General features: G+C 68.6%; 23 protein-coding genes. 12 read left to right on the top strand and 11 right to left on the bottom strand.

Translation table 11 applies throughout. The features are described from left to right. The first annotated feature begins 8 nt into the window (after nt 1–8). Genes H5J31_RS08685 through H5J31_RS08700 form a run of 4 tightly spaced genes read left to right on the top strand, consistent with a single transcriptional unit; the run spans nt 9 to nt 4142 of the window. The gene (locus tag H5J31_RS08685; protein ID WP_181772034.1) at nt 9–2747 is read left to right on the top strand and encodes a sensor histidine kinase; all 2739 of its coding nucleotides are present in this window, start codon (nt 9–11) and stop codon (nt 2745–2747) included. After that, nucleotides 2744–3169 (top strand): roadblock/LC7 domain-containing protein, encoded by a 426-nt coding sequence (locus H5J31_RS08690; protein WP_181771956.1) that lies wholly within the window; start codon nt 2744–2746, stop codon nt 3167–3169. Before H5J31_RS08685 ends, H5J31_RS08690 begins: the two co-directional genes overlap by 4 nt. 21 nt (nt 3170–3190) lie before the next feature. Continuing rightward, on the top strand, nt 3191–3571 hold the full coding sequence (locus H5J31_RS08695) for a DUF742 domain-containing protein (RefSeq protein WP_181771957.1): 381 nt from the start codon (nt 3191–3193) through the stop codon (nt 3569–3571). Continuing rightward, on the top strand, nt 3549–4142 hold the full coding sequence (locus H5J31_RS08700) for a GTP-binding protein (RefSeq protein ID WP_181771958.1): 594 nt from the start codon (nt 3549–3551) through the stop codon (nt 4140–4142). Before H5J31_RS08695 ends, H5J31_RS08700 begins: the two co-directional genes overlap by 23 nt. Before the next feature lie 66 nt (nt 4143–4208). On the opposite strand, the gene H5J31_RS08705 is transcribed toward H5J31_RS08700, so the two are convergent. After that, nucleotides 4209–4829, bottom strand: a complete 621-nt coding sequence (locus tag H5J31_RS08705; protein WP_181771959.1) for a TetR/AcrR family transcriptional regulator — start codon at nt 4827–4829, stop codon at nt 4209–4211. Between the two features lie 91 nt (nt 4830–4920). Here H5J31_RS08705 and H5J31_RS08710 point away from each other — a divergent pair, with 91 nt between their 5' ends. Next, nucleotides 4921–6012, top strand: coding sequence for a lipase family protein (locus tag H5J31_RS08710; protein WP_181771960.1), 1092 nt, complete (start codon nt 4921–4923; stop codon nt 6010–6012). Nucleotides 6013–6069: 57 nt separating this feature from the next. On the opposite strand, the gene H5J31_RS08715 is transcribed toward H5J31_RS08710, so the two are convergent. Genes H5J31_RS08715 through H5J31_RS08740 form a run of 6 tightly spaced genes read right to left on the bottom strand, consistent with a single transcriptional unit; the run spans nt 6070 to nt 10470 of the window. After that, the gene (locus H5J31_RS08715) at nt 6070–6774 is read right to left on the bottom strand and encodes an urease accessory protein UreD (protein ID WP_181771961.1); all 705 of its coding nucleotides are present in this window, start codon (nt 6772–6774) and stop codon (nt 6070–6072) included. Further along, complete coding sequence (gene ureG / locus H5J31_RS08720) at nt 6771–7478, bottom strand: urease accessory protein UreG (protein WP_181771962.1); 708 nt, start codon at nt 7476–7478, stop codon at nt 6771–6773. Before ureG ends, H5J31_RS08715 begins: the two co-directional genes overlap by 4 nt. Beyond that, nucleotides 7468–8142: an urease accessory protein UreF gene (locus H5J31_RS08725; protein WP_181771963.1), complete on the bottom strand. Its 675-nt coding sequence runs from the start codon at nt 8140–8142 to the stop codon at nt 7468–7470. The genes ureG and H5J31_RS08725 overlap by 11 nt, the downstream gene beginning before the upstream one ends. Further along, the gene (locus H5J31_RS08730) at nt 8142–9863 is read right to left on the bottom strand and encodes an urease subunit alpha (protein ID WP_181771964.1); all 1722 of its coding nucleotides are present in this window, start codon (nt 9861–9863) and stop codon (nt 8142–8144) included. The genes H5J31_RS08725 and H5J31_RS08730 overlap by 1 nt, the downstream gene beginning before the upstream one ends. Next, the gene (locus H5J31_RS08735) at nt 9863–10156 is read right to left on the bottom strand and encodes an urease subunit beta (protein ID WP_181771965.1); all 294 of its coding nucleotides are present in this window, start codon (nt 10154–10156) and stop codon (nt 9863–9865) included. The genes H5J31_RS08730 and H5J31_RS08735 overlap by 1 nt, the downstream gene beginning before the upstream one ends. A gap of 11 nt (nt 10157–10167) precedes the next feature. After that, the gene (locus H5J31_RS08740) at nt 10168–10470 is read right to left on the bottom strand and encodes an urease subunit gamma (RefSeq protein WP_181771966.1); all 303 of its coding nucleotides are present in this window, start codon (nt 10468–10470) and stop codon (nt 10168–10170) included. A gap of 291 nt (nt 10471–10761) precedes the next feature. On the opposite strand from H5J31_RS08740, the gene H5J31_RS08745 reads away from it, so the two are divergent. After that, complete coding sequence (locus H5J31_RS08745) at nt 10762–11913, top strand: citrate synthase 2 (protein WP_181771967.1); 1152 nt, start codon at nt 10762–10764, stop codon at nt 11911–11913. A 51-nt stretch (nt 11914–11964) separates the two neighbouring features. Here the strand turns inward: H5J31_RS08745 and H5J31_RS08750 are convergent, their stop codons facing one another. From H5J31_RS08750 to H5J31_RS08760, 3 genes are read right to left on the bottom strand one after another with little or no spacing between them, the layout of a single operon-like run. Beyond that, a complete protein-coding gene (locus H5J31_RS08750; RefSeq protein ID WP_181771968.1) occupies nt 11965–12555 on the bottom strand; it encodes a TetR/AcrR family transcriptional regulator in 591 nt (196 codons plus the stop codon). A 23-nt stretch (nt 12556–12578) separates the two neighbouring features. After that, nucleotides 12579–14273, bottom strand: a complete 1695-nt coding sequence (locus H5J31_RS08755) for an SDR family oxidoreductase (protein ID WP_181772035.1) — start codon at nt 14271–14273, stop codon at nt 12579–12581. A 51-nt stretch (nt 14274–14324) separates the two neighbouring features. Further along, nucleotides 14325–15824: an MFS transporter gene (locus tag H5J31_RS08760; protein WP_181771969.1), complete on the bottom strand. Its 1500-nt coding sequence runs from the start codon at nt 15822–15824 to the stop codon at nt 14325–14327. Between the two features lie 80 nt (nt 15825–15904). Between H5J31_RS08760 and H5J31_RS08765 the strand changes: the two genes are divergently transcribed. Beyond that, nucleotides 15905–16495 (top strand): TetR/AcrR family transcriptional regulator, encoded by a 591-nt coding sequence (locus tag H5J31_RS08765; RefSeq protein WP_181771970.1) that lies wholly within the window; start codon nt 15905–15907, stop codon nt 16493–16495. Nucleotides 16496–16541: 46 nt separating this feature from the next. Here the strand turns inward: H5J31_RS08765 and H5J31_RS40395 are convergent, their stop codons facing one another. Beyond that, nucleotides 16542–17435 (bottom strand): endonuclease domain-containing protein, encoded by an 894-nt coding sequence (locus H5J31_RS40395; protein WP_181771971.1) that lies wholly within the window; start codon nt 17433–17435, stop codon nt 16542–16544. Between the two features lie 276 nt (nt 17436–17711). Between H5J31_RS40395 and H5J31_RS08775 the strand changes: the two genes are divergently transcribed. From H5J31_RS08775 to H5J31_RS08795, 5 genes are read left to right on the top strand one after another with little or no spacing between them, the layout of a single operon-like run. Beyond that, nucleotides 17712–18539 (top strand): ABC transporter ATP-binding protein, encoded by an 828-nt coding sequence (locus tag H5J31_RS08775; protein ID WP_181772036.1) that lies wholly within the window; start codon nt 17712–17714, stop codon nt 18537–18539. Further along, nucleotides 18536–19360: an ABC transporter permease gene (locus H5J31_RS08780; RefSeq protein WP_181771972.1), complete on the top strand. Its 825-nt coding sequence runs from the start codon at nt 18536–18538 to the stop codon at nt 19358–19360. Before H5J31_RS08775 ends, H5J31_RS08780 begins: the two co-directional genes overlap by 4 nt. Beyond that, the gene (locus H5J31_RS08785) at nt 19357–20511 is read left to right on the top strand and encodes a sensor histidine kinase (protein WP_181771973.1); all 1155 of its coding nucleotides are present in this window, start codon (nt 19357–19359) and stop codon (nt 20509–20511) included. Before H5J31_RS08780 ends, H5J31_RS08785 begins: the two co-directional genes overlap by 4 nt. Then, complete coding sequence (locus H5J31_RS08790; RefSeq protein WP_181771974.1) at nt 20508–21128, top strand: response regulator; 621 nt, start codon at nt 20508–20510, stop codon at nt 21126–21128. The genes H5J31_RS08785 and H5J31_RS08790 overlap by 4 nt, the downstream gene beginning before the upstream one ends. Before the next feature lie 14 nt (nt 21129–21142). Next, nucleotides 21143–22489 carry a serine hydrolase domain-containing protein gene (locus H5J31_RS08795; RefSeq protein ID WP_181771975.1) on the top strand — a complete coding sequence of 449 codons (1347 nt, stop codon included), beginning with the start codon at nt 21143–21145 and terminating at the stop codon, nt 22487–22489. The last annotated feature ends 22 nt before the right edge of the window (nt 22490–22511 follow it).

Consider the following 22511-nt stretch of genomic DNA (forward strand, 5'->3'; position numbering starts at 1 on the left):
AGGTGACCATGAGGCACGGGAAGACCCGGCCGGAACGCGGGCCGCGTTCCGGGCTACTCGGCAGACTCGGCATCCGGGGCAAGCTCAATCTGCTCCTGATGTTGCCGTTGACCGCCGTGGTGCTGGTGTCGGTGCCCTACGTCGCCGGGGAAATCGACGACGCTCGGTCCGCCCGTACGACCGCCGACGTCGCGTCGCAGGCCCGCTCGCTGGGCACGCTGGCGTGGGAACTACAGCGGGAACGGCTGCTGACGGCGCACTACATCGCGTCGTCGTCGGCAGGCAGCGCGGCGATGCTGAAGCAGCAGAGCGTCGTCGCGGAGACGGTGAACCAGGTGCGTTCACAGCTGCCCTCCGACGCGCCGGAAGAACTTTCGGCCGCCCTGGTCCGGATCGGTTCGCTGGACGAGATCCGGGCGAACGCGCTCCGGCGCGGGGCCTCGCTGGACAGCGTGGCGCGGACGTATCACGCGGTGATCGACGCGGTCATCAACTCGCTTCGCCTGGTACCGCAGCAGACCAGTGACGCGGAGGGCACCCGGCAGCTGACCGCGCTCGACGCCCTGCTGCGCGCGAACGAGGAGAACTCGTTGCGCGGTATGGCGTTGATCATCGTGCTGGCCAACCCGGAGTCCGGTGAGCCGGTGCTGGCCGACGCGAAACAACAGGCTTCGCTGTTCCTCGAACGGTTCGTGCAGCAGGCCGACGTCACCCAGGCCACGCAGGTCGTCGCGGTCGACCAGGGTGAGACCGGCCGCCGGGTCGACGCGCTGGAGGCCAAACTCCCGCAGGCGCGGACACCGATCGCCATCCAGGCGTTGCTGCCGGACATCCTCGGCGCGGTCGAAGCCCAGTCGAACCAGCGACGGCTCGCCCAGGACGAGGTCACCACCGGCATCACCGACGCGGCGGCCGCACGAGCCGACGCCGCGCAGAACCTCGCGTGGACCATCGGTATCGGCGCCGGTGTGCTGTTCCTGCTGGTCGGTGGTCTCGCTATCGCGGTCAGCCGGTCGATCGCGGATCCGCTGCGCAAGCTGACCACCGCGGCGACGTCGGTCGCCGACCTCGCGAGTACCGAACTGGTCCGCGTCACCGACACCGAGCAGGCCGAAGAACTCGCGCCACGCCTTGCCACCATCGACGTGAACTCCCAGGACGAACTCGGGAAACTGGCCGAGGCGTTCAACCGGGTGCAGGCCACCGCGGCCGAACTGGTGGAACGGCAGGCCGTCACGCGGCGCAACGTCGGCATGATGTTCGCCAACGTCGCGAAGCGCACGCAGAACCTGGTGGGCAGGCAGCTGGCGCTGGTCGACGAACTGGAGCGCAACGAACAGGACGTCGCCCTGCTGGCGAGCCTCTACCGGCTCGACCACCTCTCCACGCGTCTGCGGCGGAACGCGGACAACCTCCTCGTCGTCTCGGGAAACCGGGACGAGGCGCGGATCTCCGGTCCGATCGAGCTGTCGACGGCGCTGCGTTCGGCGCTCGCGGAGATCGAGGAATACCAACGGGTCCGGCTCGGCTCGATGGGCGATGTCCTGCTGTCGTCGCCGTTCGGCTCGGATCTCGTGCTGATCTTCGCCGAGCTGCTGGAGAACGCGACGTCGTTCTCCCCTCCGGAGTCCTTTGTGGACGTCGGAACGAAGGTGCTGCCCGACGGCTCCTGCCTGATCGTGATCGTCGACCAGGGCATCGGGATGACCGAGGAACGGCTGGCCGAGGAGAACCGGCGGCTGGTCGAACGCGAGCGGCTCGAACTGGCGCCGACCAGTGTGCTCGGCCTGTTCGTGGTCGGGCGGCTCGCGCGGCGGCACGGCCTCAAGGTCGAGCTGACCGAGACCGAGCCGACAGCGGGCATCACCGCCCGGATCGTCGTCCCGCCGAATCTGCTGACCTACCGGCAGCCCGCGCCGAAGTCCGTCCCGGCACCGCCGGTGTGGCCGACGGCGGAACCGGGCGACGAGCCCGCCCCCGCCCTGCCGCCGCAGCAGCAGCAGCAGCGACCCAAGCCGCGGGAGAAGGCTTCCGCACGCGAACTGCCGACACTGGCGATCACCGGGATGATCCCGCGCGACGGCCAGCCCCCCAAGGATTTCCGGTGGTTCCGCAAGACCGACCGTGAGATCGCGGAGCCGATGCCGATGCCGGAACCCACTCCGATACCCGAACCCGTTTACGAAGCCCCTGCTCCTGCCCCCGCCCCACCCGCCCCGACGCTGACCGCAGGCGCTGGGGAGACCCGCGGCGGACTTCGGCGGCGGGTCAAGGGCGCCCAGCTTCCCGGTGCCCCCGAAGCACCGTCCCGGCAGAAGTCCAGGCATGATCCCGAAGCGGCCAAGGCGGCCTTCGACGGATTCGAAGCGGGACTCGCGAAGGCCACGGCACCTCCCCAGAAAACCGGGTCCCCTAAGAACACCGTGCCGCCGCAAGCCCCGCCGCCACCGGCGACCCCACCCGCGGGCAACCCGATGCCTGCCCCGATGCCCATGCCGACCCCGACCCCGGTGCCCGCCGCCTCGCGCGGCGGCCTCACCCGCCGGGTCCCCGGCGCCCAACTCGCACCGGGACTGGCGAAGGGACCCGGTGCGCGGCACCAGACCGCGCGGGCGACCCTGAACACGACCAAGCCCAAGGGCATGCGTGACCCCGAGGCCGAGCGTGCCGCGTTCGACGCCTTCAGTGACGGGTTGGAGAAAGCCGTCAACCCGGCGATGGAACAGAGAGAGAAGAGCAAGAGATGACGACCGGAGTCAGCGTCGAAGCCCGGAACTTCAACTGGTTGGTGACGCGCTTCGCACAGAACACGGCGGCCGCGATGGGTGCGATCGCCGTGTCGGCCGACGGCCTGCTGATCGCGATGTCGTCCGAGCTGGAACGCGCGAACGCCGACCGGCTGGCCGCGATCTGTTCGGCGATGCTGGGCCTCGCCCACGGCGTCTCCGAGAGCCACCCGCTCGGTTCACCCGACAAGATCATCATCGAGCTGGAGCAGGGATACCTGCTGGTCTGCACGATCAGCATCGGCTGCTCGCTCGGCGTGCTCGCCACGAAGCAGGCCAGCCTCGGCACGATCGCCTACGAGATGGCGATGTTCGCCAACCGCGCCACCGAGGTGCTCACCCCCGCGCTGATCGAGGAACTCAAGAAGAGCGTCGGCAGCTGAAAAGGATGAGGGGATAAGGCAATGAGCGACGACCAGGTGCCCCAGCCGAGAGGGGGCGATCAGGGCATCTCGCCGCTGCGCCCGTATCTGCTGACCGCCGGCCGCGCGCAACCGGTGGACGGCACGCTCGAAATCGAGGCGCAGGTGCTCACGAGCAGGCTCGGCGCGGCGTCGCAGGCGAGGCTGACCTTCGAGCGACGCGAGATCGTTTCCCTTTGCCGGGAAACGAAATCCGTCGCCGAAGTGGCGGCGATGCTCGGCCTGCACATCGGCGTGGCCAGGGTGCTCGTGGCGGACCTCGCCGCACTCGGCTACGTCGTGCTCCGCCGTCCGGCCGGAGCCCTCTCCCAGGACCTCGGCATGATCGAAAGGGTCATTCGTGGACTCGAAGCAATTCGCTGAACCGGCGTCGGCCAAGCCGCCGACACCGGTCAAGATCGTCATCGCCGGCGGGTTCGGGGTCGGCAAGACGACCACCGTCGGGGCGATCTCGGAGATCAAACCGCTGACCACCGAGGCCGCGATGACCTCGACCGGCGCGGCCGTCGACCATACCGGCGGTGAAGTGCCGTCCAAGACCACCACCACGGTGGCGCTGGACTTCGGCTGCATCACCATCGACGAAGAGGTGAAGCTGTACCTCTTCGGCACGCCGGGTCAGGACAGGTTCGGCTTCATGTGGCACGACCTGGTGCTGGGCGCGCTCGGCGCGCTCGTCATCGTCGACACCCGGCGGCTCGACGACTGCTATCCGGCCGTCGACTACTTCGAAAAGGCCGGGCTGCCGTTCGTGGTCGGGGTGAACGTGTTCGACGGTTCCCTCAAGCACGACCTCGAAGACGTGCGCTGGGCGCTCGCGGTGGGCGAGGACGTCCCGCTGATCACCTTCGACGCGCGGCAGAAGCTGTCGGTCCGGGACGCGCTGCTCGCGGTCCTGCACAACACCTTCCGGCGGGCGTCCGCCGCCTCCTGACGCGTTCAGTCCTCTGAATGCGGTCCTTGCACGCGCATATACCGCATTTAGAGGACTAAACGCGGGTCAAGTGGGCCGGGTGATGGCGGCGAGCATCAGGGCGCGGAGTTCCGCCGCGACGTCGGCGACGGGGAGCGGCGGCGTATGCGCCTGCCACTCCCGCAGCAGCCCGGTCGCGGCGCCGACGAGCGCGATCGCGGTCAGGTGATAGTCGCGGTCCGGCGCGACGCCGTGCTGGGCGGCGTGCCGGGCCTCGGTCTCGATGAACGCGGCCCACCGGTCGACCCATTCCTGATGCTGCGCCTCCAAAGCGGCGCTGACGCCGACCGCTTCGACGTAGTTCAGCCGCGGCATCCGCGGATCCGACGTCACGGTGGCGACGAAGACGTCCAGCAGGGTCCCGATCCGGGTGACCGCGTCGGCGTCCTCCAGCCGTTCGAGTGTGCCGGTGACGTGCTCCAGCGCGAGGGCGTTGATGCGCTCGTGCAGGGTGAGCAGCACCTGCTCCTTGCCCTCGAACTCCTCGTAGAAGTTCCGCGTCGATACTCCGGCGCGCGTGCACAACTCAGTGATCTTCGCCTGCTGGTAGCCCGTCGAGGTGAACAGGTCCAGGGCCGCGGTGAGCAGGCGTTCACGCCGTTCGGCGCGTCTCTGCTCGGGTGCGACCCCGCCGTACGTGCGGGCCACTCGACCTCCCCCGATTCGGTACTAGGGATTGCCAGAGGCTACCAACACCCCCTACATTGCGAAAATCTTAATTACCAAACTGGAGGCAACGGTGCTTCGGACAGTTCTGGTCTCAGCCCTAGCAGCCGCCTTGATCGGCGCTCCCGCCGCGCAGGCCGCCCCGAGCGCGCCCGGGGACCTGGTCGACTACAAGCAGGTCATCGCCACCGCCCCGGCGAAGGCCTGGAAACTCACCTACCGCTCGACCTCGGCGACCGGGCAGCCGAACACGGTGTCGGGCATCCTGCTGGTCCCGCCCACCCCGTGGACGAAGGGCCCGCGCCCACTGGTCAGCTACGCCGTCGGCACACACGGCCTCGGCGACCGCTGCGCGCCGTCGACCCGGCTCACGAACGGCTCCGAGAACGAAGTCCTCCTGATGAGCCAGGCCCTTTCGCGGGGCTGGGCCGTCGTCGTGACGGACTACGAAGGCCTCGGCACGCCGGGCACGCACACCTACGCCGTCGGCCAGTCCGAAGGCCGGGCCGTCCTCGACGCCGCCCGCGCCGCCGCCCGGGTTCCCGAAGCGGGCCTGTCGAAGACCGGCCCGGTCGGCGTTTTCGGGTACTCCCAAGGAGGTCAGGCCGCGGCGTTCGCCGGCGAACTGCAGCCCTCCTACGCGCCGGACGTCAACTTGGTCGGCGTCGCTGAAGGCGGTGTCCCGGCGGATCTGAACGCGGTCCTGAAGTTCAACGACGGCGGAGCGGCGTTCGGCCTGGTGCTCGGCGCCGCTGTCGGTTACTCGACGGCGTACCCCGAACTACCGTTCAACGACGTGCTGAACGCGAAGGGCGTGAAGGCTGTCGCGAAGGTCAAGGAAGCGTGTGTCGTCGAACTCGGCGCTGCGGCTCCTTTCGCGCGGCTGAACGACTTCACCACCGTTCCGAACGTCTCGTCCGACCCGCGCTGGCAGGCCCGCCTCGGCGAGAACCTGGCGGGTAAGACCAAACCGGGCGCGCCGGTCTACCTGTACCACGCGTCGCTTGACGAACTGATCCCGCTGTCGGTCGGCAAGGGCCTGCGCGACCGCTACCGCGCCCTCGGCGCCGACGTCACCTGGCAGGAATTCCCGCTGCTGGAACACATCGGCGGCGTCTCGGCCGGCGGTCCGGTCGCGATGACCTGGCTGGGCACCAAGTTCTGACGGGGAGTCGGTCCGTGAAGGCCTCCTTCACTACCTTCAGGGTAGGGAAGGAGGCCTTCACGGAATTTCGAGCGGCTTCAGCGCGGTCACGGCGTCGGCCGCCAGCGACGTGGTGAGCGTTCCGCCGGCGGCGAGAGGAGTCCGCGACCACCACTCCCCGGAGGCTTCGGGGAGTGAGGGACCGCCGACCACCAGATCGGTGGCCAGCACCCTCCGTCCGGCCAGATGCGCGAGGCTGGAGTCCAAAGTGGAGTCCCCGATCTCCAGCGTCTGCCGCAGTAACGGCACTTCGCCCCGCGTGACGTGCTGCGTGGTCACCAGCGAACCGGGCCGCTCGCCCGCGCGCCCGAGCACCAGCACCTCCCGCGTGTGCAAGTAGGCGTCCGGCGCCAAAGCGGCCCGAAGCACCGCGGAGTGCCGGGCCCGGGCTGTCACGACGGTCGGCTCCGGCAGATACTCAAGCGAACCGCCGGACTCTACGAGAACGTCCACAAGGGACGAACTTCCCTCCCCGTGCGGACCCGGGAGCGCGATCGTCGCCGCGACACCGGAGAGCCGCAGCGAAGCACCCGGGCCGACGCGGATGGTCAGCTTCAGCTCGTCGCCGCCCAGCGGTGACGTCGCCGAGTTGACCAGGTGCACGATCGCCGTCCCCCGCGTGCCCCGTTTGGGGAGCAGCGTGAGCGGCGCCATCGAACGCAGCTCACGCAGTACGGTCCGGCCGCCTTCGAAGCAGGCGGTCAGCCGCGCGTGCGCCTTCACCCCGCGCGGACCGGGAGCAGCGAGCGGACCCAGGCGGCGACGTCGGGCGCGTTCGGGGTGTCCACAAGGGACTGGGTGATCACCGGTAGCTCGCCCCGCATGCGGTGCGCGTCCGAGGTCATCACGTCCATGTCCGCGCCGACCAGATGCGCGATGTCGATCTTGTTGATCACGAGCAGATCGGCCGTGGTGACACCCGGCCCGCCCTTGCGCGGCACCTTGTCGCCGCCCGCGACGTCGACCACGAAGACCTGGCTGTCGGCCAGTCCCCGGCTGAACACCGCCGTGAGATTGTCGCCGCCGCTTTCGATGATCACCAGGTCCAAGCCCGGGAATCGTTCCTCCAGCCGCTCGACGGCGTCGAGGTTCGCGGTGATGTCGTCGCGGATCGCGGTGTGCGGGCAAGCGCCGGTCTGCACGGCCTCGATCCGTTCCGGGTCGAGCACGCCCGCCTTGCGCAGGAAGTCCGCGTCCTCGGTGGTGTAGATGTCGTTGGTGACGACGGCGAGGTTCACCTCGTCGCCGAGCGCGCGGCACAGCGCGGCGGTGAGCGCGGTCTTCCCGCTGCCCACCGGCCCGCCGATGCCGATCCGGTACGCGCGGCCCGCGGTCGGCGCCTGCTCGTAGTGATCGGGCTCCGCGGCCGTCGGGTCGAAGTTGACCGGGTGGACGTGACCGTGTCCGTGGCCATGCTCAGCTGGCAAAGAGACGCACCTCTTCCTTGTGATGCCGGGCGTGTGCCTCGGCGAACAGATCGAGCGCCGGGGATCCGGGCGCCGGGAGATCGGCCGGATCGTCGCCCGCGACCGCGGCGGCGCGCAGGGAGACGTCCCGGACTTCGGCGGAAAGCCTTGCCACGACGGCGTTGACGGTGAAGGGATCGAGGCCGAGCAGCCGGACGGCCGCGCTCGCGGGTCCGCTGATCGCGAGGTAGGCCACCGCCATCGCCGCGTCGAACGGCACTCCGACCAGCGCACCGACGATCACCGGATGATGCGGTCGCGGTGTTTCCTTCAGCAGCTGGGAAAGCACCGGAGACGGCCACGCCGCCTTACCCGCCCTCGCCGTCCCCCGCCCTTGCGCACGGGAAGCGTCCCGCTGCGCGAGCGAAGGTGTCCGGGCGTCGAGTTCGAGATCGAGCCGCCGCCAGTGTCCGTTTCGGACGCCGCGAGCGGCCGCGTGCGCCGAGGCCGCGGCGAACACCGCGGCCAGCGAACCCGCCGTCCGCAACCGGCCGGAGAGGAATCCGGGCAGGTCGCGTTCGTGCGTGATCAGCTTCCGGGCGACGGCTTCTTCGAGTCCGCCGGAATGGACGTGGCCGCCCCCGGGGAACCGGGAGTCGGCGAGGATGAGCGCGGAGAGGTCCATCAGAAAAGGAAATACCTCTGCGCCATGGGCAGTTCCGTCACCGGCCGCGGTTCGATCAGCTCGCCGTCGACGTGCACGGCGAAACTGTCCGGCTCCACCCGGATGTCCGGCGTCGCGTCGTTGAGCACCATGTCGGCCTTGCCGCGGGATCGGGTGTTCGAGATCGGCACCAGTTTCCGCGTGATGCCGAACCGCTCCGCGACTCCGTTTTCCAGGGCTTCCGGCGCCACGAAATGGAAGCTGCTCGCGGCGGCGACGGCCGGTGCCGCGCCGAACATCGGCCGCGCGAGCACCGGCTGTGGCGTCGGGATGGACGCGTTCGCGTCGCCCATCGCCGCCCACGCGCCGAACCCGCCCTTGAGCACGACATGCGGCCGGACTCCGAAGAACTTCGGTTCCCACAGCACGAGATCGGCGAGTTTCCCGATCTCCACCGAACCGATCTCGCGTTCCATCCCGTGCGCGATCGCCGGATTGATGGTGTATTTGGCGACATAGCGACGAGCCCGCAGGTTGTCCGCCGCCCCGTCGCCGGGCAGTGCGCCGCGCCGGCGTTTCATCACGTGCGCCGTCTGCCAGGTCCGGATGATCACCTCGCCGATCCGGCCCATCGCCTGCGAATCCGAGCTCATCATCGAGATCGCGCCGAGGTCGTGGAGGACGTCCTCGGCCGCGATCGTCGTCGGCCTGATCCGGCTTTCGGCGAACGCCAGGTCCTCGGGCACGGACGGATTGAGATGGTGGCAGACGACGAGCATGTCGAGGTGCTCGTCGAGGGTGTTCGCGGTGTGCGGACGTGTCGGGTTCGTGGACGACGGCAGGATGTTGGCCAGCCCGGCGACCCGGATGATGTCGGGTGCGTGCCCGCCTCCCGCGCCTTCGGTGTGGTAGGCGTTGATCGACCGGCCGCGAATGGCGTCCACAGTGGACTCCAGGAAACCGGCCTCGTTCAGGGTGTCGGTGTGGATCGCCACCTGGACACCGGATTCGTCGGCCACGGTGAGGCAGGCGTCGATCGCGGCCGGGGTGCTGCCCCAGTCCTCGTGCAGTTTGAAGCCGCCCGCGCCGGCGGCCAGTTGTTCACGCAGCGCGTCGTGGCGGACCGTGTTCCCCTTGCCCAGCAACAGGACGTTGACCGGCTGGCCGTCCATCGCCTGTAGCATCCGGCCGAGGTTCCACGCGCCGGGCGTGACCGTGGTGGCCTTGCTGCCCTCGACAGGCCCGGTGCCACCGCCGACCAGCGTGGTGAGTCCGGACGCCAGCGCCGTATCCGTCAACTGCGGGCAGATGAAGTGGACGTGGCAGTCGATCCCGCCCGCGGTGAGGATCTTCCCGTTACCGGACAACACTTCCGTCGACGGCCCGACGACCAGCGCCGGATCGACGCCGTCCATCGTGTCCGGGTTGCCCGCCTTGCCGATGCCGACGATCCGGCCGTCACGGACGCCGACGTCGGCCTTGACGATGCCCCAGTGGTCCAGGATCACCGCGCCGGTGATGATGAGGTCCGGCGCGCCTTCGGCCCGCGTCGCCATCCCCTGGCCCATGGATTCGCGGATCACCTTGCCGCCGCCGAACAGGACTTCGTCCCCGCTGCCGGACGGCCCCATACTGCGGTCTTCGGTGACCTCGATGAGCAGATCGGTGTCCGCCAGGCGGATCCGGTCGCCGGTCGTCGGGCCGAAGAGTTCGGCGTAACGCTCGCGATCGATCGACGGCATCAGGACTCCTCGCGCAATCCGGGCACTTGACGGTTCCCGGCCAGCGGGACGAGGTCGACTTCCCGTTCGACGCCCGGTTCGAACCGCACGGACGTTCCGGCGGGTACGTCGAGCCGGTGCCCGCGCGCGGCTTCGCGGTCGAATTCGAGTCCTGGATTGACCGCCGCGAAATGGTAGTGCGAACCGACCTGGACGGGCCGGTCGCCGAGGTTCCGCACGAGCAGCCTGATCCTCGGCCTGCCGGGATTCAGTTCGACCGGTTCGTCGCCGGTGATGATCTCTCCTGGGCGCACCCGTCCCCCTTCTAGACGATCGGGTCGTGCACGGTGACGAGCTTCGTGCCGTCCGGGAAAGTGGCTTCGACCTGGACCGAATCGACCATTTCCGGCACGCCTTCGAGCACTTGGGCCCTGGAGAGCACCGAACGGCCACTGGAGACGAGTTCGCTCACCGTCCGGCCGTCACGCGCCCCTTCGAGGACGTGATCGGTGATCAGCGCGACCGCCTCCGGGTAGTTCAGGAGGACCCCGCGTTCCAGGCGTTTGCGAGCTACGTCCGCCGCGACGTGGATGAGCAGTTTGTCCCGCTCCTGGGGGCTCAAGTGCATGGGAAAGGTCTATCACCGGAAACCACGCGGCGCCGGTTCTCGAAACACAGGATTTACCTCCGCGCCGGTACACGCAAAGTGAACGCAGCCGTAACTCTTCGCGTACGAAGGCTGTTTTCACTGAATCGTTCTCGTAATCGTGACCGAAACCACCACATCTTTCGATTGCCCCTGGCCCTCACGAGGAGCAAGGTTTGTCCATCCGTGCGATGAGGCGCGCCTTCGCTGCGTGTATCCCGTCCACGCGTGAAACACAAAGCCGGGGAATGCGCATCGAAAGGTTTCACCACAGTGAGTGCCTCCACGATCAGCACCAATCAGCCGTCCGACCAGGTCGACGACGGTTTCCGACCGGGTCTCGAAGGCGTCGTCGCCTTCCGGACCGAAATCGCCGAGCCCGACCGTGACGGTGGCGCGCTGCGCTATCGCGGTGTCGACATCGAGGACCTCGCCGGCAAGGTGACCTTCGGTGACGTCTGGGGTCTTCTCGTAGACGGGCAGTTCGGCCATGGGCTACCGCCCGCCGAGCCGTTCCCGCTGCCGGTGCACACCGGCGACGTCCGGGTCGACGTCCAGGCCGCGCTCGCCATGCTCGCCCCCATCTGGGGCTACCGGCCGCTGCTCGACATCAGCGACGAAGAGGCCCGCGACCAGCTGGCCCGCGCGTCGGTGATGGCGCTTTCCTACGTCGCGCAGTCCGCCCGCGGCATCGGGCAGCCCGCGGTCCCGCAGACGCGGGTCGACGAGGCGAAGTCGATCACCGAGCGGTTCATGGTCCGCTGGCGCGGCGAGCCCGACCCGGCCCACGTCAAGGCCATCGACGCCTATTGGGTGTCGGCCGCCGAACACGGTCTCAACGCGTCGACCTTCACCGCCCGCGTCATCGCCTCGACCGGCGCCGACGTCGCCGCGGCCCTGTCCGGCGCGATCGGCGCCATGTCGGGCCCGCTGCACGGCGGCGCGCCGGCGCGGGTGCTGCCGATGATCGAAGAGGTCGAGAAGACCGGCGACGCGGTCGGCCTGGTCAAGGGCATCCTGGACCGCAAGGAACGCATGATGGGCTTCGGGCACCGCGTGTACCGCGCCGAGGACCCGCGGGCGCGCGTGCTGCGCCGCACCTGCCAGGAGCTCGGTGCTTCCCGCTACGAAGCGGCCGCGGAGCTGGAGCAGGTCGCGCTGAAGGAACTGCGCGAGCGGCGTCCGGACCACCCGATCGAGACCAACGTCGAGTTCTGGGCGGCCGTGATCCTGGACTTCGCCCAGGTGCCGCCGCATATGATGCCCGCGATGTTCAGCTCGGCCCGCACCGCCGGCTGGGCCGCGCACATCCTGGAGCAGAAGAAGACCGGTCGCCTCGTGCGCCCCTCGGCCAAGTACGTCGGCCCTGAGCCGCGTCAGCCGGAAGAGGTCGAAGGCTGGGACCTGGTCGCGAAGCAGGCCTAGCGCGTGCAATGAACGGCCCGTTACTTGCAAATTTTGCAAGTAACGGGCCGTTCATAGCGTCTCCGGGACCGAAGAATCGTGCGCGGCGGTCGTCGCGAGCATGGCCGTCAGCTGATCGACCAGCCAGCCGTCGAGGGCCTCCCGCGGTACGGCGCGCTCCTGCAGCCAGCTCAGCAGCGCGCCTTCGACGACGGCGGTCCAGCACCGCAAAGTCAGCAGGAGCATAGGCGAGGGCTCCGACACTCCCAGCGCGTCGAGGATGAGCTCCACGGCGCGGTTGCGGACCTCGTCGATCGCCGCGTCGGTCTCGGACGTCGCGATCACCGAACCACTGCGCAGCAAAGCGACATACCCCGCGCGGTAGTGGTCGGCGACGTCGATCAGCCCGCGGACGGCGGCCCGCAGCCGCGTCTCGGGCGGGCCTTCCTCAAGCCCGGCGAGGCCGTCGATGAGCCCTTCGGTGACCGTCTTCAGCGCCTCGACCTGCAGTTCCCGCAGGCTCGAAAAGTACCGGTAGAAGAGCGGCCGCGAGACCTCGGCGACCGCGATGATGTCGTCGACCGTGACGAGTTCGGGCGCCCGCGAGCCGAACAGGTCCAGCGCGGCGCGGATCAGGTCCTCGCGGCGCGCCTGGGGTGACATCCGGCGAGGACGTCTGGCGGTCGTCACGGGGTGATGTCCAGTTTCGCCGTGGCCCGCAGCAGTCCGGGGGTGAGCCGGGAAAGGACGAGCGCGGCCTTGGCTTCCGGCGTCGACGGTTGGATCGCCTTGTCCTTTTCGACCGCGCGCAGGATGTCACGCGCGACCTTTTCCGGGCCGAAACCGCGCTTCGCGTACAGCTTGCTGCTCGACTTCTGGCGCCGCTTCTGCTCGATGTCGTCGACCCCCACGAACCTCGTGGTGCTGGTGATGTTGGTGTTCACGATGCCGGGGCAGATCGCGGTGACGCCGATGTTCTCGGCGGCGAGTTCCGCGCGCAGGCACACGCTCAGCGTCAGCACGGCGGATTTCGTGGTGGCGTAGGCGGAAAGGATCTTCGAAGGCAGATAGGCGGCGGCCGAGGCGACGTTGACGATCTGGCCGCCTTCCGCGCGATCCCGCATCTGCTCGGCGAAGACGCGGCAGCCGTGGATGACGCCCCACAGGTTCACGTCGATGACGCGTTCCCAGTCCTCGAGCGACGTGTCGAGGAACGGGCCGGACAGGCCGATACCCGCGTTGTTCACGACGATGTCCGGAACCCCGAACTCTTCCTTGACCCGCTGGGCGAACTTCGCGACCGCTTCGGCGTCGGAGGAGTCCACTGTGTACTCGCCGACGGTGACGCCCTGGTCCCGCAGGAGTTTCGCGGTGTCCGCGGCGGCCGAGCCGTTGATGTCGGTGATGACGAGGTCGGCGCCCTTGGCCGCGAACGCGAGCGCCGTCGCGCGGCCGATCCCGCTGCCCGCCCCGGTGACCACGACGAGCTTGTTCGCGAATCCCCCCGAACCGCGGGCTTGCTTGAGCGCACGGCTTTCGTCGCCGCCCTCGACGTGGTCGATCAGCTCCGCGGTGGCGTTCGCGATCACCTGTGGCTTCTCGCGGGGCACCCAGTGCGTGCCGACGATCCGGCGGACCCGGAGGTCCGGTGCCCAGCGGTCGACCTCGGTCTGCAGCGGCGTGGTGACGAACTTGTCGCCGGTGGGCGCGAGCACCTGGACGGGAATCTCGGCGTTACGCGGCTGCGGCCGGGAGAGGCGCGTGAACATGTTGGCGCGGTAGAGGTTGAGGCCGTGCACGCCGTCCGAAGTGGAGGGTGCGGCGGCCGCCGGGTCCATCCGGCCGATGAGCGCGCCCATCGCCCCGGTGCGCCACAACAGCTGCGGGATCAAGGGAATCTGGAAGCCGAGGATGTAGGTCGAGTGCGCCCACTGGACGAGCGCGTTCTTGAGCCGCTTCGGGCTCGGGCGCACCTGCGCGCGGAACCACGCGCCGGCATGATCGAGGCTCGGCCCGGAGATCGACGTGAACGACGCGAGCCGTCCGCGCAGCCTGTCGCCGGTGACCGAATGCCAGGTCTGGATGGAGCCCCAGTCGTGCGCGAGCAGGTGGACCTTGCCCTCGGGCTGGACCTCGTCGATCACCGAGGCGAGGTCACTGGACAACTGGTCCAACTTGTAGGACTTGCGTCCCGAAGGCTTGTCCGAGCGACCCGCGCCCCGGACGTCGTAGACGACGACCCGGAAACGTGATTCGAGCAGGGCTGCGACGCCGTCCCACATGGAGCCGTTGTCCGGGTAACCGTGGACGAGCACCACCGTGGGCGCGTCGTCGACACCGGTCACCCGGACCGAGAGGCGGACACCGTCGCTGGCCGTCACCCACGTATGAGACACCCGCTTGTAAGACATAGTGTCATGTTAGACAACCTGTCAATAAGACCGCCTTTTCAGCACTTCGCGCCCCAGCGACCACACTGTGTCGATCACGAAGACGAAGGTCCAGATCCGGCCGAGGTTCACCAGCCAGTGACCACTCGAGTTCCAGTACCACTCGGCGTCGTGAGGTCCGCCGAAGAGCGCTTCGACGGGCCAGCTGTATCCGGCGATCGCCAGCGCCCCCTGCGCGAGGACATAGACGACCGCGTGGATCCCCCAGTTTCGGAGTGGGTTCGCGCGCTTGTTCGCATCGACCTTCACCGGTTCGGCCCCTTGTGATGCCTCCTCGATCATGCGGGGAGCCGGTTTTTCCTTTTGTGACGGCGTTTTCGCTGGTTCCACGGGAAACTCCGCAACTCCGACCCGCCGCACGGCACCACGAACCACCAGCGATCCGAAGAGCAAAAGCGCCGCCGCGCCGAAGCACGCGACACGCCATCCGACGTCCGAGCCGTAGAGCTGTCCGGCCAAGAACGCCCCGACCGTCGCTCCGAGTAGTGCCGCACTCTCGTAGATCCCCATCGCCCGGCCGAGGCTCAGCCCGGCCGCTTCGGCGACCACCGCCTGCTCGACCGGGATCGCGGCCGCGAACGCCGCCGCCGACAGGATCCACATGACCGCGAGCACCCACGGGCTGGGCGCGAAGGACAACCCGGCGGCGAAGACCGCACTCGCCGTCATCGCCAAGGAGAGCACCCGGGTCCGGCCGACCTTGCGAACGAATCCGTGCAGGTAGTCCGGCAAGAAGCTGTACACGACGAACCCGGGGATGAAGACGGCGGCGATCTCGCCGAGTTGGAGCTGATACCCGCGTTGCAGGTGCATGAGCAGCAGCAAGGCGACCCCTGCCTCGGCCATCGCGGTCAACGTGACGAGCGCGAGCATCGGCCGCATCCGTTTGCCCAGCTGAAGGAAACGCGGTGCGCCCTCGTCCCGCACCGGTGCGGACCCGGCGTTCAGCAAGACCACCGCGGCCACCGCACAGGCCGCCGCGCCGAGCCAGAAGACGCCCCGGTAGTCGATCCAGGCGATCGCGGTCAGCGCGACCACGAACGCGATCCACGTGCCGCCACCCTCGGCCGCGAAAAGCTTGCTGAACGCGCCGTCGTCCCCCGAAAGCCCCTCCCCCACGCGAGCCCGCAACGCGACCCAGAACAGCGCACCACCAGCACCGCCGAGAGCCGCTGCCACGTAAGCGATTCCGATACCCGGCGTGACGGCATAGATCACAAAGGACAGTCCATAGAGGACAGCCCCGGCGGCCGCGACCCGGCCGCGGTCGTACCGATCCGCGAGCGAGCCCGCGATGGGCCGCACCACGAACGACACCAGCGTCTCCAGCGCCGTCAGCGCACCGACCTCGGCGGCCGACGCGCCGAGCTGGCTCCCCACCCAGATCGGCAACAGGAAATCGAGGACCTCCGCGGGCCCCTTGGTCAACGCGGCGGCGAACCGGTTCTCCTCCGCTCGCCGCTTCCGTACTGCTTCATCCACCCCATTACCCCCTTTTCGGATACGAATGTATTCTAAAAGGGTCAGTCAGGCAAGGAGTTCACCGACCATAGGATGCGCCAGTGCCGAAGATCGTGGACCGAGCCGAACGACGCCGAGAGATCGCCGGCGCCCTCCTGCGCATCGTCGCGCGCGAAGGCGTCGAGGCCGTCAGCGTGCGTTCCGTCGCCACGGAGGCCGGGGTTTCCGCGGGCGCGGTGCAGAAGTACTTCTCGACCAAGGAGGACCTGTTCCGCTTCGCCCTCGACATGACGAGCGAGTTCCTGGAGCAGCGCTGGCAGAACCTCGATCAGTCCGGGAACCTGCTGGATCTGCTGGTGCGGCTGCTGATCGAGGCGATGCCGCTCGACGAACAGCGCCGAGCGGAAGTGATCGTCATCAACGCCTTCACCGCACGCGCCGCCGTCCTGCCGTCCTGGGCCGAGTTCATCCGCACCGGCTACGACGAACTGCAGGAGATCACGACCGAGTACGTCGCGAAGGCCCAGTCCGAAGGGCACGTCCGCGACGACCTCCCGGCCGGCGACCTTGCCGACGCCGTCCTCGCTCTCTCGGACGGCTTCGCGAACCGGATGCTCACCTCCGCCGACCCGGCCGCCCTGGTCCCCTCCCTCGAAACCGCGGTGCGCACGCTGCTCACTCCTCGCATTTAGTCCTCTAAATGCGGTAGTTGCGTGTACAAGTACCGCATTCAGAGGACTAAATGCGGGCGTCGAGGGCAGCACGCACCCGGCGGACCATGGCGCGCGGGTCGGCGTAGAGCTCCTCCTTGGTGATCACGATGAACTCCCAGCCCTCGGCCTCGATCAGCGCTCGCCGATGAGCGTCCAGATGCGGTTGTTCGCCTTCGAGATGCCATGCCCCGTCATACTCGACAGCGAGTTTGACCTCGCGAATCGCGAGGTCGAGCCGCCCGAGGAAGCGGGTTCCGCGATAGACCTCCACCTGGGGCTCCGCCTGGATGTCGTAGAGCCTCAGCCATACCCGCACCTCCGACTCGGGAATGGACTCCGCTCGTCCGTCCGAGAACGTCAAGGCCTGACGCGCCCGGACGATCCCGTTGTCGTGCCGATGTGCCAGGTACGCCGCGAGCGTGTCGCGATCGACGTATCCCGCGTGGAGCAGGACATCCAGCAGTCCGACGACGCGCGGGAAGGAGCGGCGGAGACGAGTATCGGTCAGGACGTCCATGGTCATCCTCAACGGAGAGGCGATCCGGCCGTCCCGCCACGACTCGAAGTCCTGGCCGAGGAGCCTGGTCCGGCGCAGGTGCGTTCCGCGAAGACTGTGGAAGCCCTTCTGCTCGGGCACGACGAACTCGACGGGATCGTTTTCGAGCGAGAACGGGAATCCTCGTACCGTCGCGGCCGAGCATCCGGTCAAGACCGCGCCGTCGGGCGCGATGAGCATCGCGGCCTTGCAACGCAGCTCGTGATCCTGAGGGATACCGATCGGGACGTAGACATCTTGGAAGAGCCGGTTGTACAGCCCCGAACGGAGCTGGGCGCGCGTGAGGTCCCCTTCGCTGACGGCGTGGCTGCCAAGGAAAGGGCCGGAGAACTCGGCGGTCGTCGCATAGTGGCTTCTGGACACGATCCCACGATGGCATCCGCCCGGGCCGCCACCCCGGCTTCAAGATCATCTTCGCCCACTTGTCCACATCGCCTCCCGCCTGTGCACAACTCGCGCCCCCTTCCGCGTTTAGTCCTCTGAATGCGGTAGTTGGCAATACGAACTAACGCATTCAGAGGACTAAACGCGGGAGGGCGGTGACACCGGTGTCCATCGTTCGGTTGACAACCGGGTTCAGTCCTGCGGACGTCCCGCGGACCCCGGCCCGCACAGCACGATCGACGTATGAGAACCGCAGTGAAAGTGCGCGGCCTGCGCAAGGAGTACCCGGGCCACTTGGCCGTCGGGGGCATCGACCTCGACATCGAGCAGGGCGAGGTGTTCGCGTTGCTCGGCCCGAACGGGGCGGGCAAGACGACGACGGTCGAGATCCTGGAGGGGCACCGCAAGCGGACGTCCGGCGAGGTCGACGTCCTCGGCGAGGATCCCGGCAGCGCGAGCCGCGCCTGGAGGTCGCGGCTCGGGATCGTGCTGCAGACGGCCAACGACGCCGCCGAGCTCACCGTCACCGAGACCGTCCGGCACTACGCGCGCTACTACCCGAATCCCCGTGACGCCGGCGAAGTGATCGAGAAGGTCGGCCTGACCGAGAAGGCGGGTTCCCGCGTCAAAAGCCTTTCCGGCGGACAGCGTCGTCGTGTGGACGTCGCGCTGGGGATCATCGGGCGGCCGGAGCTGGTGTTCCTGGACGAGCCGACGACCGGCTTCGACCCGGCGGCCCGGCGGCAGTTCTGGGAGCTGATCAGGAGTCTCGCCCTCGAAGGCACCACGATCCTGCTCACCACCCACTACCTCGACGAGGCCGAGGCGCTGGCCGACCGCGTCGCCGTCATCACACGCGGCGCGATCGTCGCGGAGGGGACGCCGCAGACGCTGGGCGGCCGCGCGACCGCGGAGGCCACCGTCCGCTGGGCCGACGAGAACGGCGCGCACCAGGAGCGCACCCATTTCCCGGCCAAGCTCATCCGCGAGCTGTCCGCGAACGGCCGCGAGCCGTCGGAGCTGACCGTGCACCGGCCCACCCTCGAAGAGACCTACCTCGACCTGATCGGAGAAGCCCGATGACGACGCTGACCCACCCGGGCAAGCTCCCTGGCACCTTGTCGCTCGGCCTGATCCGCGGGGCCGCCGAACTGAAGCAGTTCTTCCGCATCCGCGAACAGGTGATCTTCACCTTCGCCTTCCCGTCCCTGCTGATGGTCCTGCTCGGCTCGATGCTGAACACCTCGATGCCGGGGATGACGATCACCACCGGCCAGGTGCTGGCCGCGGGCATGATCGGTTCGGGCATCGTCTCGACGTCGTTCAACAGCATCGGCATCGGCCTCGCCGCCGACCGTGAGGCCGGGGCGCTGAAACGACTGCGCGGCACGCCGATGCCCGCCGCGTCCTATTTCATCGGCAAGATCATCCTGGTGGGCGTTTCGAGTGTCGCCCAGGTAGTGCTGATGACGATCGTCGGCAGCCTGCTGTTCGATCTGGAGCTGCCCACCGATCCGATGAAACTGCTGACCGCGGTGTGGGTCTTCCTCCTCGGCGTCACCAGCTGCACGCTTCTGGGCATCGCGCTCAGCTCGGCGACCAAATCGGTCAGCGGCGCGGTCGCGGTGACCAACCTGATCTACATCGCCCTGCAGTTCATCTCCGGGGTGTTCGTCACGCCGATCACCAACCTGCCGAAGGTTATGGTCGACATCGCTTCGTTCTTCCCGGTGAAATGGATCTGCCAGGGCTTCCGCTCGGTGTTCCTGCCGGCCGAAGCGGCTGCACAGGAAATGGCGGGGACATGGGAACTTCCGATGGTGGCACTGGTGCTGGGGGCTTGGTGCGTGGCGGGTCTGCTGCTGGCGAAACTGACGTTCCGCTGGTCGAACGAAGGCAAGTGAACGCCTGGGAGCGGTTCTACTGGCTCTGGGAAGTCCTCTTCGGGATCTCCTACGTCGCGACGACGGCGCTGGTGGTCCTCGAAGAGGGCGAGCCGACCGGCAAGACGGTCGCGGTCGCGTGTCTCACCGGGATCGGCGTGGCCTACCTGGTCCGAGGACGCCGCCTCATCAAGGCACGCGGGGACTTCGAGACGCCATGGGTGTTCATCACGATCATGATGACGCTGCTGACGGTCGCCGTCTTCACCGCGGGCAACTCGAGTTTCATCCTGTTCATGGTCTGCCCGTTGCTCTACATGACGATGCCGACCAAGGCGGCGTCGATCCTCACCACGGCGGCGGTGTTGCTGAGCCCGGTGTCCTTGCTCGTCCGAGGCGGGCTCGGCGAACAGCCGGTCCTGCTGCCGATGACGGCGATCCTGATCATCTTCAGCCTCCTGGCCGGGCGTTTCACCAGTCAGATCATCGAGGAGAGCAAGGCGCGCGCCGAGCTGATCAAGCAGCTGGAAGCCAGTCAGGCGGAGGTCTCCCGGCTCTCTCGTGAGGCGGGCACGGCCGCCGAGCGGGAGCGGATGGCCCGCGAAATCCATGACACGCTCGCGCAGGGTTTCACCAGCATCGTCACCCTCACCCAGGCCATCGAGTCCGAATGGGACACCGACCCGAAGGCGGCTCGCCGCCACCTCGAACTGGCGGCGACGACGGCGCGGGAGAACCTGGCCGAGGCGCGGGCGATCGTCGCGGCGCAGAAGCCTTCGGCGCTCGCCTCGGGTTCGCTGGAGGAAGCCCTAAGACGCCAGGCCGAAAGGCTCCGCGAGGAGACCGGGATCGCGACCACGTTCGAGGTCGACGGTCCGCTGCCCGCGCTGCCGATGGCCACCGAGGTCGTCCTGTTGCGCGGCGCGCAGGAGGCGCTGAGCAATATCCGCAAACATTCCCATGCCACCGAGGTCTCGCTCCGCTTGTCCGTTGTGGACGGACGGGTCCGGCTCAGTGTGACCGACGACGGCACCGGATTCGATCCCGCCGAGCCCACCGGCGGTTTCGGCCTGGCGGGGATGCGGACGCGGGCGGCTCAGGTCGGTGGCATCGTGACACTCGAAAGCGTGCCCGATGCGGGGACGACAGTGGAACTGGAGGTGCCCGCGTGATCACGATCATGCTGGTCGACGATCACCCCGTGGTGCGGGAAGGCCTGCGCGGCATGCTGGAGGCCGAGCCGGATCTGAGTGTCATCGGGGAAGCGGGTTCCGGCGACGAGGCCGTCGCGCTGAGCCGGGTCAAGCAGCCCGACGTCATCCTGATGGACCTGCGGATGCCCGGACTCGACGGCGTCGGCGCGACGCGCAAGATCCTCGCCGACCGGCCGGGACAGCGGGTCGTCGTGCTCACCACCTACGAGACGGACGCGGACATCCTGCGCGCGGTCGAGGCGGGCGCTTCGGGCTACCTGCTGAAGGACGCTTCGCGCACGGAGCTGGCCGGAGCGATCCGAGCGGCGTCGCGCGGCGAGACGGTCTTGGCGCCTTCGGTCGCCGGGAAGCTCGTGAACCAGGTGCGCAACCCGACGCCGTCGCCGCTGTCGGCGCGCGAGATCGAGGTACTGCGGCTGGTGGCGCAGGGAAGTACGAACGCCGACATCGGGCGGACGCTCCACATCAGCGAGGCCACGGTCAAGACCCATCTGCTCCGCGTATTCGGCAAACTGGACGTTTCGGACAGGACGGCCGCCGTGACCACCGCCATGCGACTGGGGCTGCTCGGCTAGGCACAATGCATCCCATGCTTGCCACGACCGAAATGGCGCTGCTCCGCCGCCTCGCCCACGAGCAATCCTCGTGCCGTGCCCCGTCCCTCGTCGCCGCCGTGGTCCGCGACGGCGAAATCGCCTGGTCAGGGGCGCGTGGCCGCGTCAACGGCGAATCACCCGGAGACGACACCCAATACCGGCTCGGGTCGATCACCAAGACGCTGGTCGCGACGGCCGTCATGCGCCTTCGCGACGAAGGCAAGCTCGACCTCAACGACCCGCTCGAACAGCACCTCCCGGGCACCGCGTTCGGCGCGGCGACCATCGCGCAGCTGCTGTCGCACACCTCCGGCCTGACCGCGGAATCGCCCGGTTCCTGGTGGGAGCGCACGGTGGGTGGCGACTGGGACGCGCTCGTCGAGAGCCTCAAGGACGGAGCTACGCGGCACCGCCCGGGTAGCCGGTTCCACTACAGCAACGTCGGCTACGGCGTTCTCGGCGAGCTGGTCTCCCGCTACCGCGGGCAGTCGTGGCTCGACGTCGTCCGCGCCGAGATCCTCACGCCGCTCGGCATGAACCGGACCTCGCCGCATCCCGAAGGCGCGCACGCCGACGGTTTCGCCGTGCACCCCTTCGCCGACATCCTCATGCCGGAGCCGTCACCGGACGCGGGCGCGATGGCGCCGGCCGGGCAGCTGTGGTCGACGGTCACCGACCTCGCCCGCTGGACGGCGTTCCTCGGCGGCCACACCGGTGACGTGCTGAGCGCGGAGACCGTCGCGGAGATGCGCGAAATGGTCACCGTGGACGACGGCGACACCTGGACCACCGGATTCGGCCTCGGCGTGATGCTGGTCCGCACGCAGGGCAGGCGGCTGGCCGGGCACACCGGTTCGATGCCGGGCTTCCTCGCCTGCTCGCTGATCGACGCGAACGCCAGGATCGGCGCGCTGGTCCTGACCAACTCGACGGCGGGTGTCGGCATCACGCAGCTGTGCCTCGACCTGATCACGCTGACCGAGGAGCACGAGCCGTCCCTGCCCGCGGAATGGCAGCCGTCCACTGTGGACCCGAAGCTGCTCGAACTGACCGGGCTCTGGCACTGGGGCCCGACCCCGTACCACCTGCGGGTGCTGCCGGACGGCCTGATCTCGCTCGCGCCGACCGACGGCCCGGGACGCGCGTCGCGGTTCACGCCGCTCGGCGACGACACCTGGGTCGGACTCGACGCTTACTACGCGGGTGAAACGCTGCGGATCGGGCGCGACGCGGCCGGGAACCCGAGCCACCTCGACCTCGCGACGTTCATCTTCTCTCGCACGCCGTACGACCCGGCCGCTCCCATCCCGGGCGGCGTCGACCCCGACGGCTGGCGCTGACCTACGAGCCGTCGGGTCGCAC

The sequence above is a fragment of the Amycolatopsis pittospori genome (assembly GCF_013870525.1).
In the GTDB taxonomy this organism is placed as follows: Bacteria; Actinomycetota; Actinomycetes; order Mycobacteriales; family Pseudonocardiaceae; genus Amycolatopsis; species Amycolatopsis pittospori.

Excerpts from the sequence above, each read along its gene's own strand:
- H5J31_RS08685 (WP_181772034.1), top strand. The coding sequence starts at position 9 with ATGAGGCACGGGAAGACCCGGCCGGAACGCGGGCCGCGTTCCGGGCTA.
- H5J31_RS08690 (WP_181771956.1), top strand. The coding sequence starts at position 2,744 with ATGACGACCGGAGTCAGCGTCGAAGCCCGGAACTTCAACTGGTTGGTG.
- H5J31_RS08695 (WP_181771957.1), top strand. The coding sequence starts at position 3,191 with ATGAGCGACGACCAGGTGCCCCAGCCGAGAGGGGGCGATCAGGGCATC.
- H5J31_RS08725 (WP_181771963.1), bottom strand. The coding sequence starts at position 8,142 with ATGGACCTCTCCGCGCTCATCCTCGCCGACTCCCGGTTCCCCGGGGGC.
- H5J31_RS08730 (WP_181771964.1), bottom strand. The coding sequence starts at position 9,863 with ATGCCGTCGATCGATCGCGAGCGTTACGCCGAACTCTTCGGCCCGACG.
- H5J31_RS08740 (WP_181771966.1), bottom strand. The coding sequence starts at position 10,470 with ATGCACTTGAGCCCCCAGGAGCGGGACAAACTGCTCATCCACGTCGCG.
- H5J31_RS08750 (WP_181771968.1), bottom strand. The coding sequence starts at position 12,555 with ATGTCACCCCAGGCGCGCCGCGAGGACCTGATCCGCGCCGCGCTGGAC.
- H5J31_RS08780 (WP_181771972.1), top strand. The coding sequence starts at position 18,536 with ATGACGACGCTGACCCACCCGGGCAAGCTCCCTGGCACCTTGTCGCTC.
- H5J31_RS08795 (WP_181771975.1), top strand. The coding sequence starts at position 21,143 with ATGCTTGCCACGACCGAAATGGCGCTGCTCCGCCGCCTCGCCCACGAG.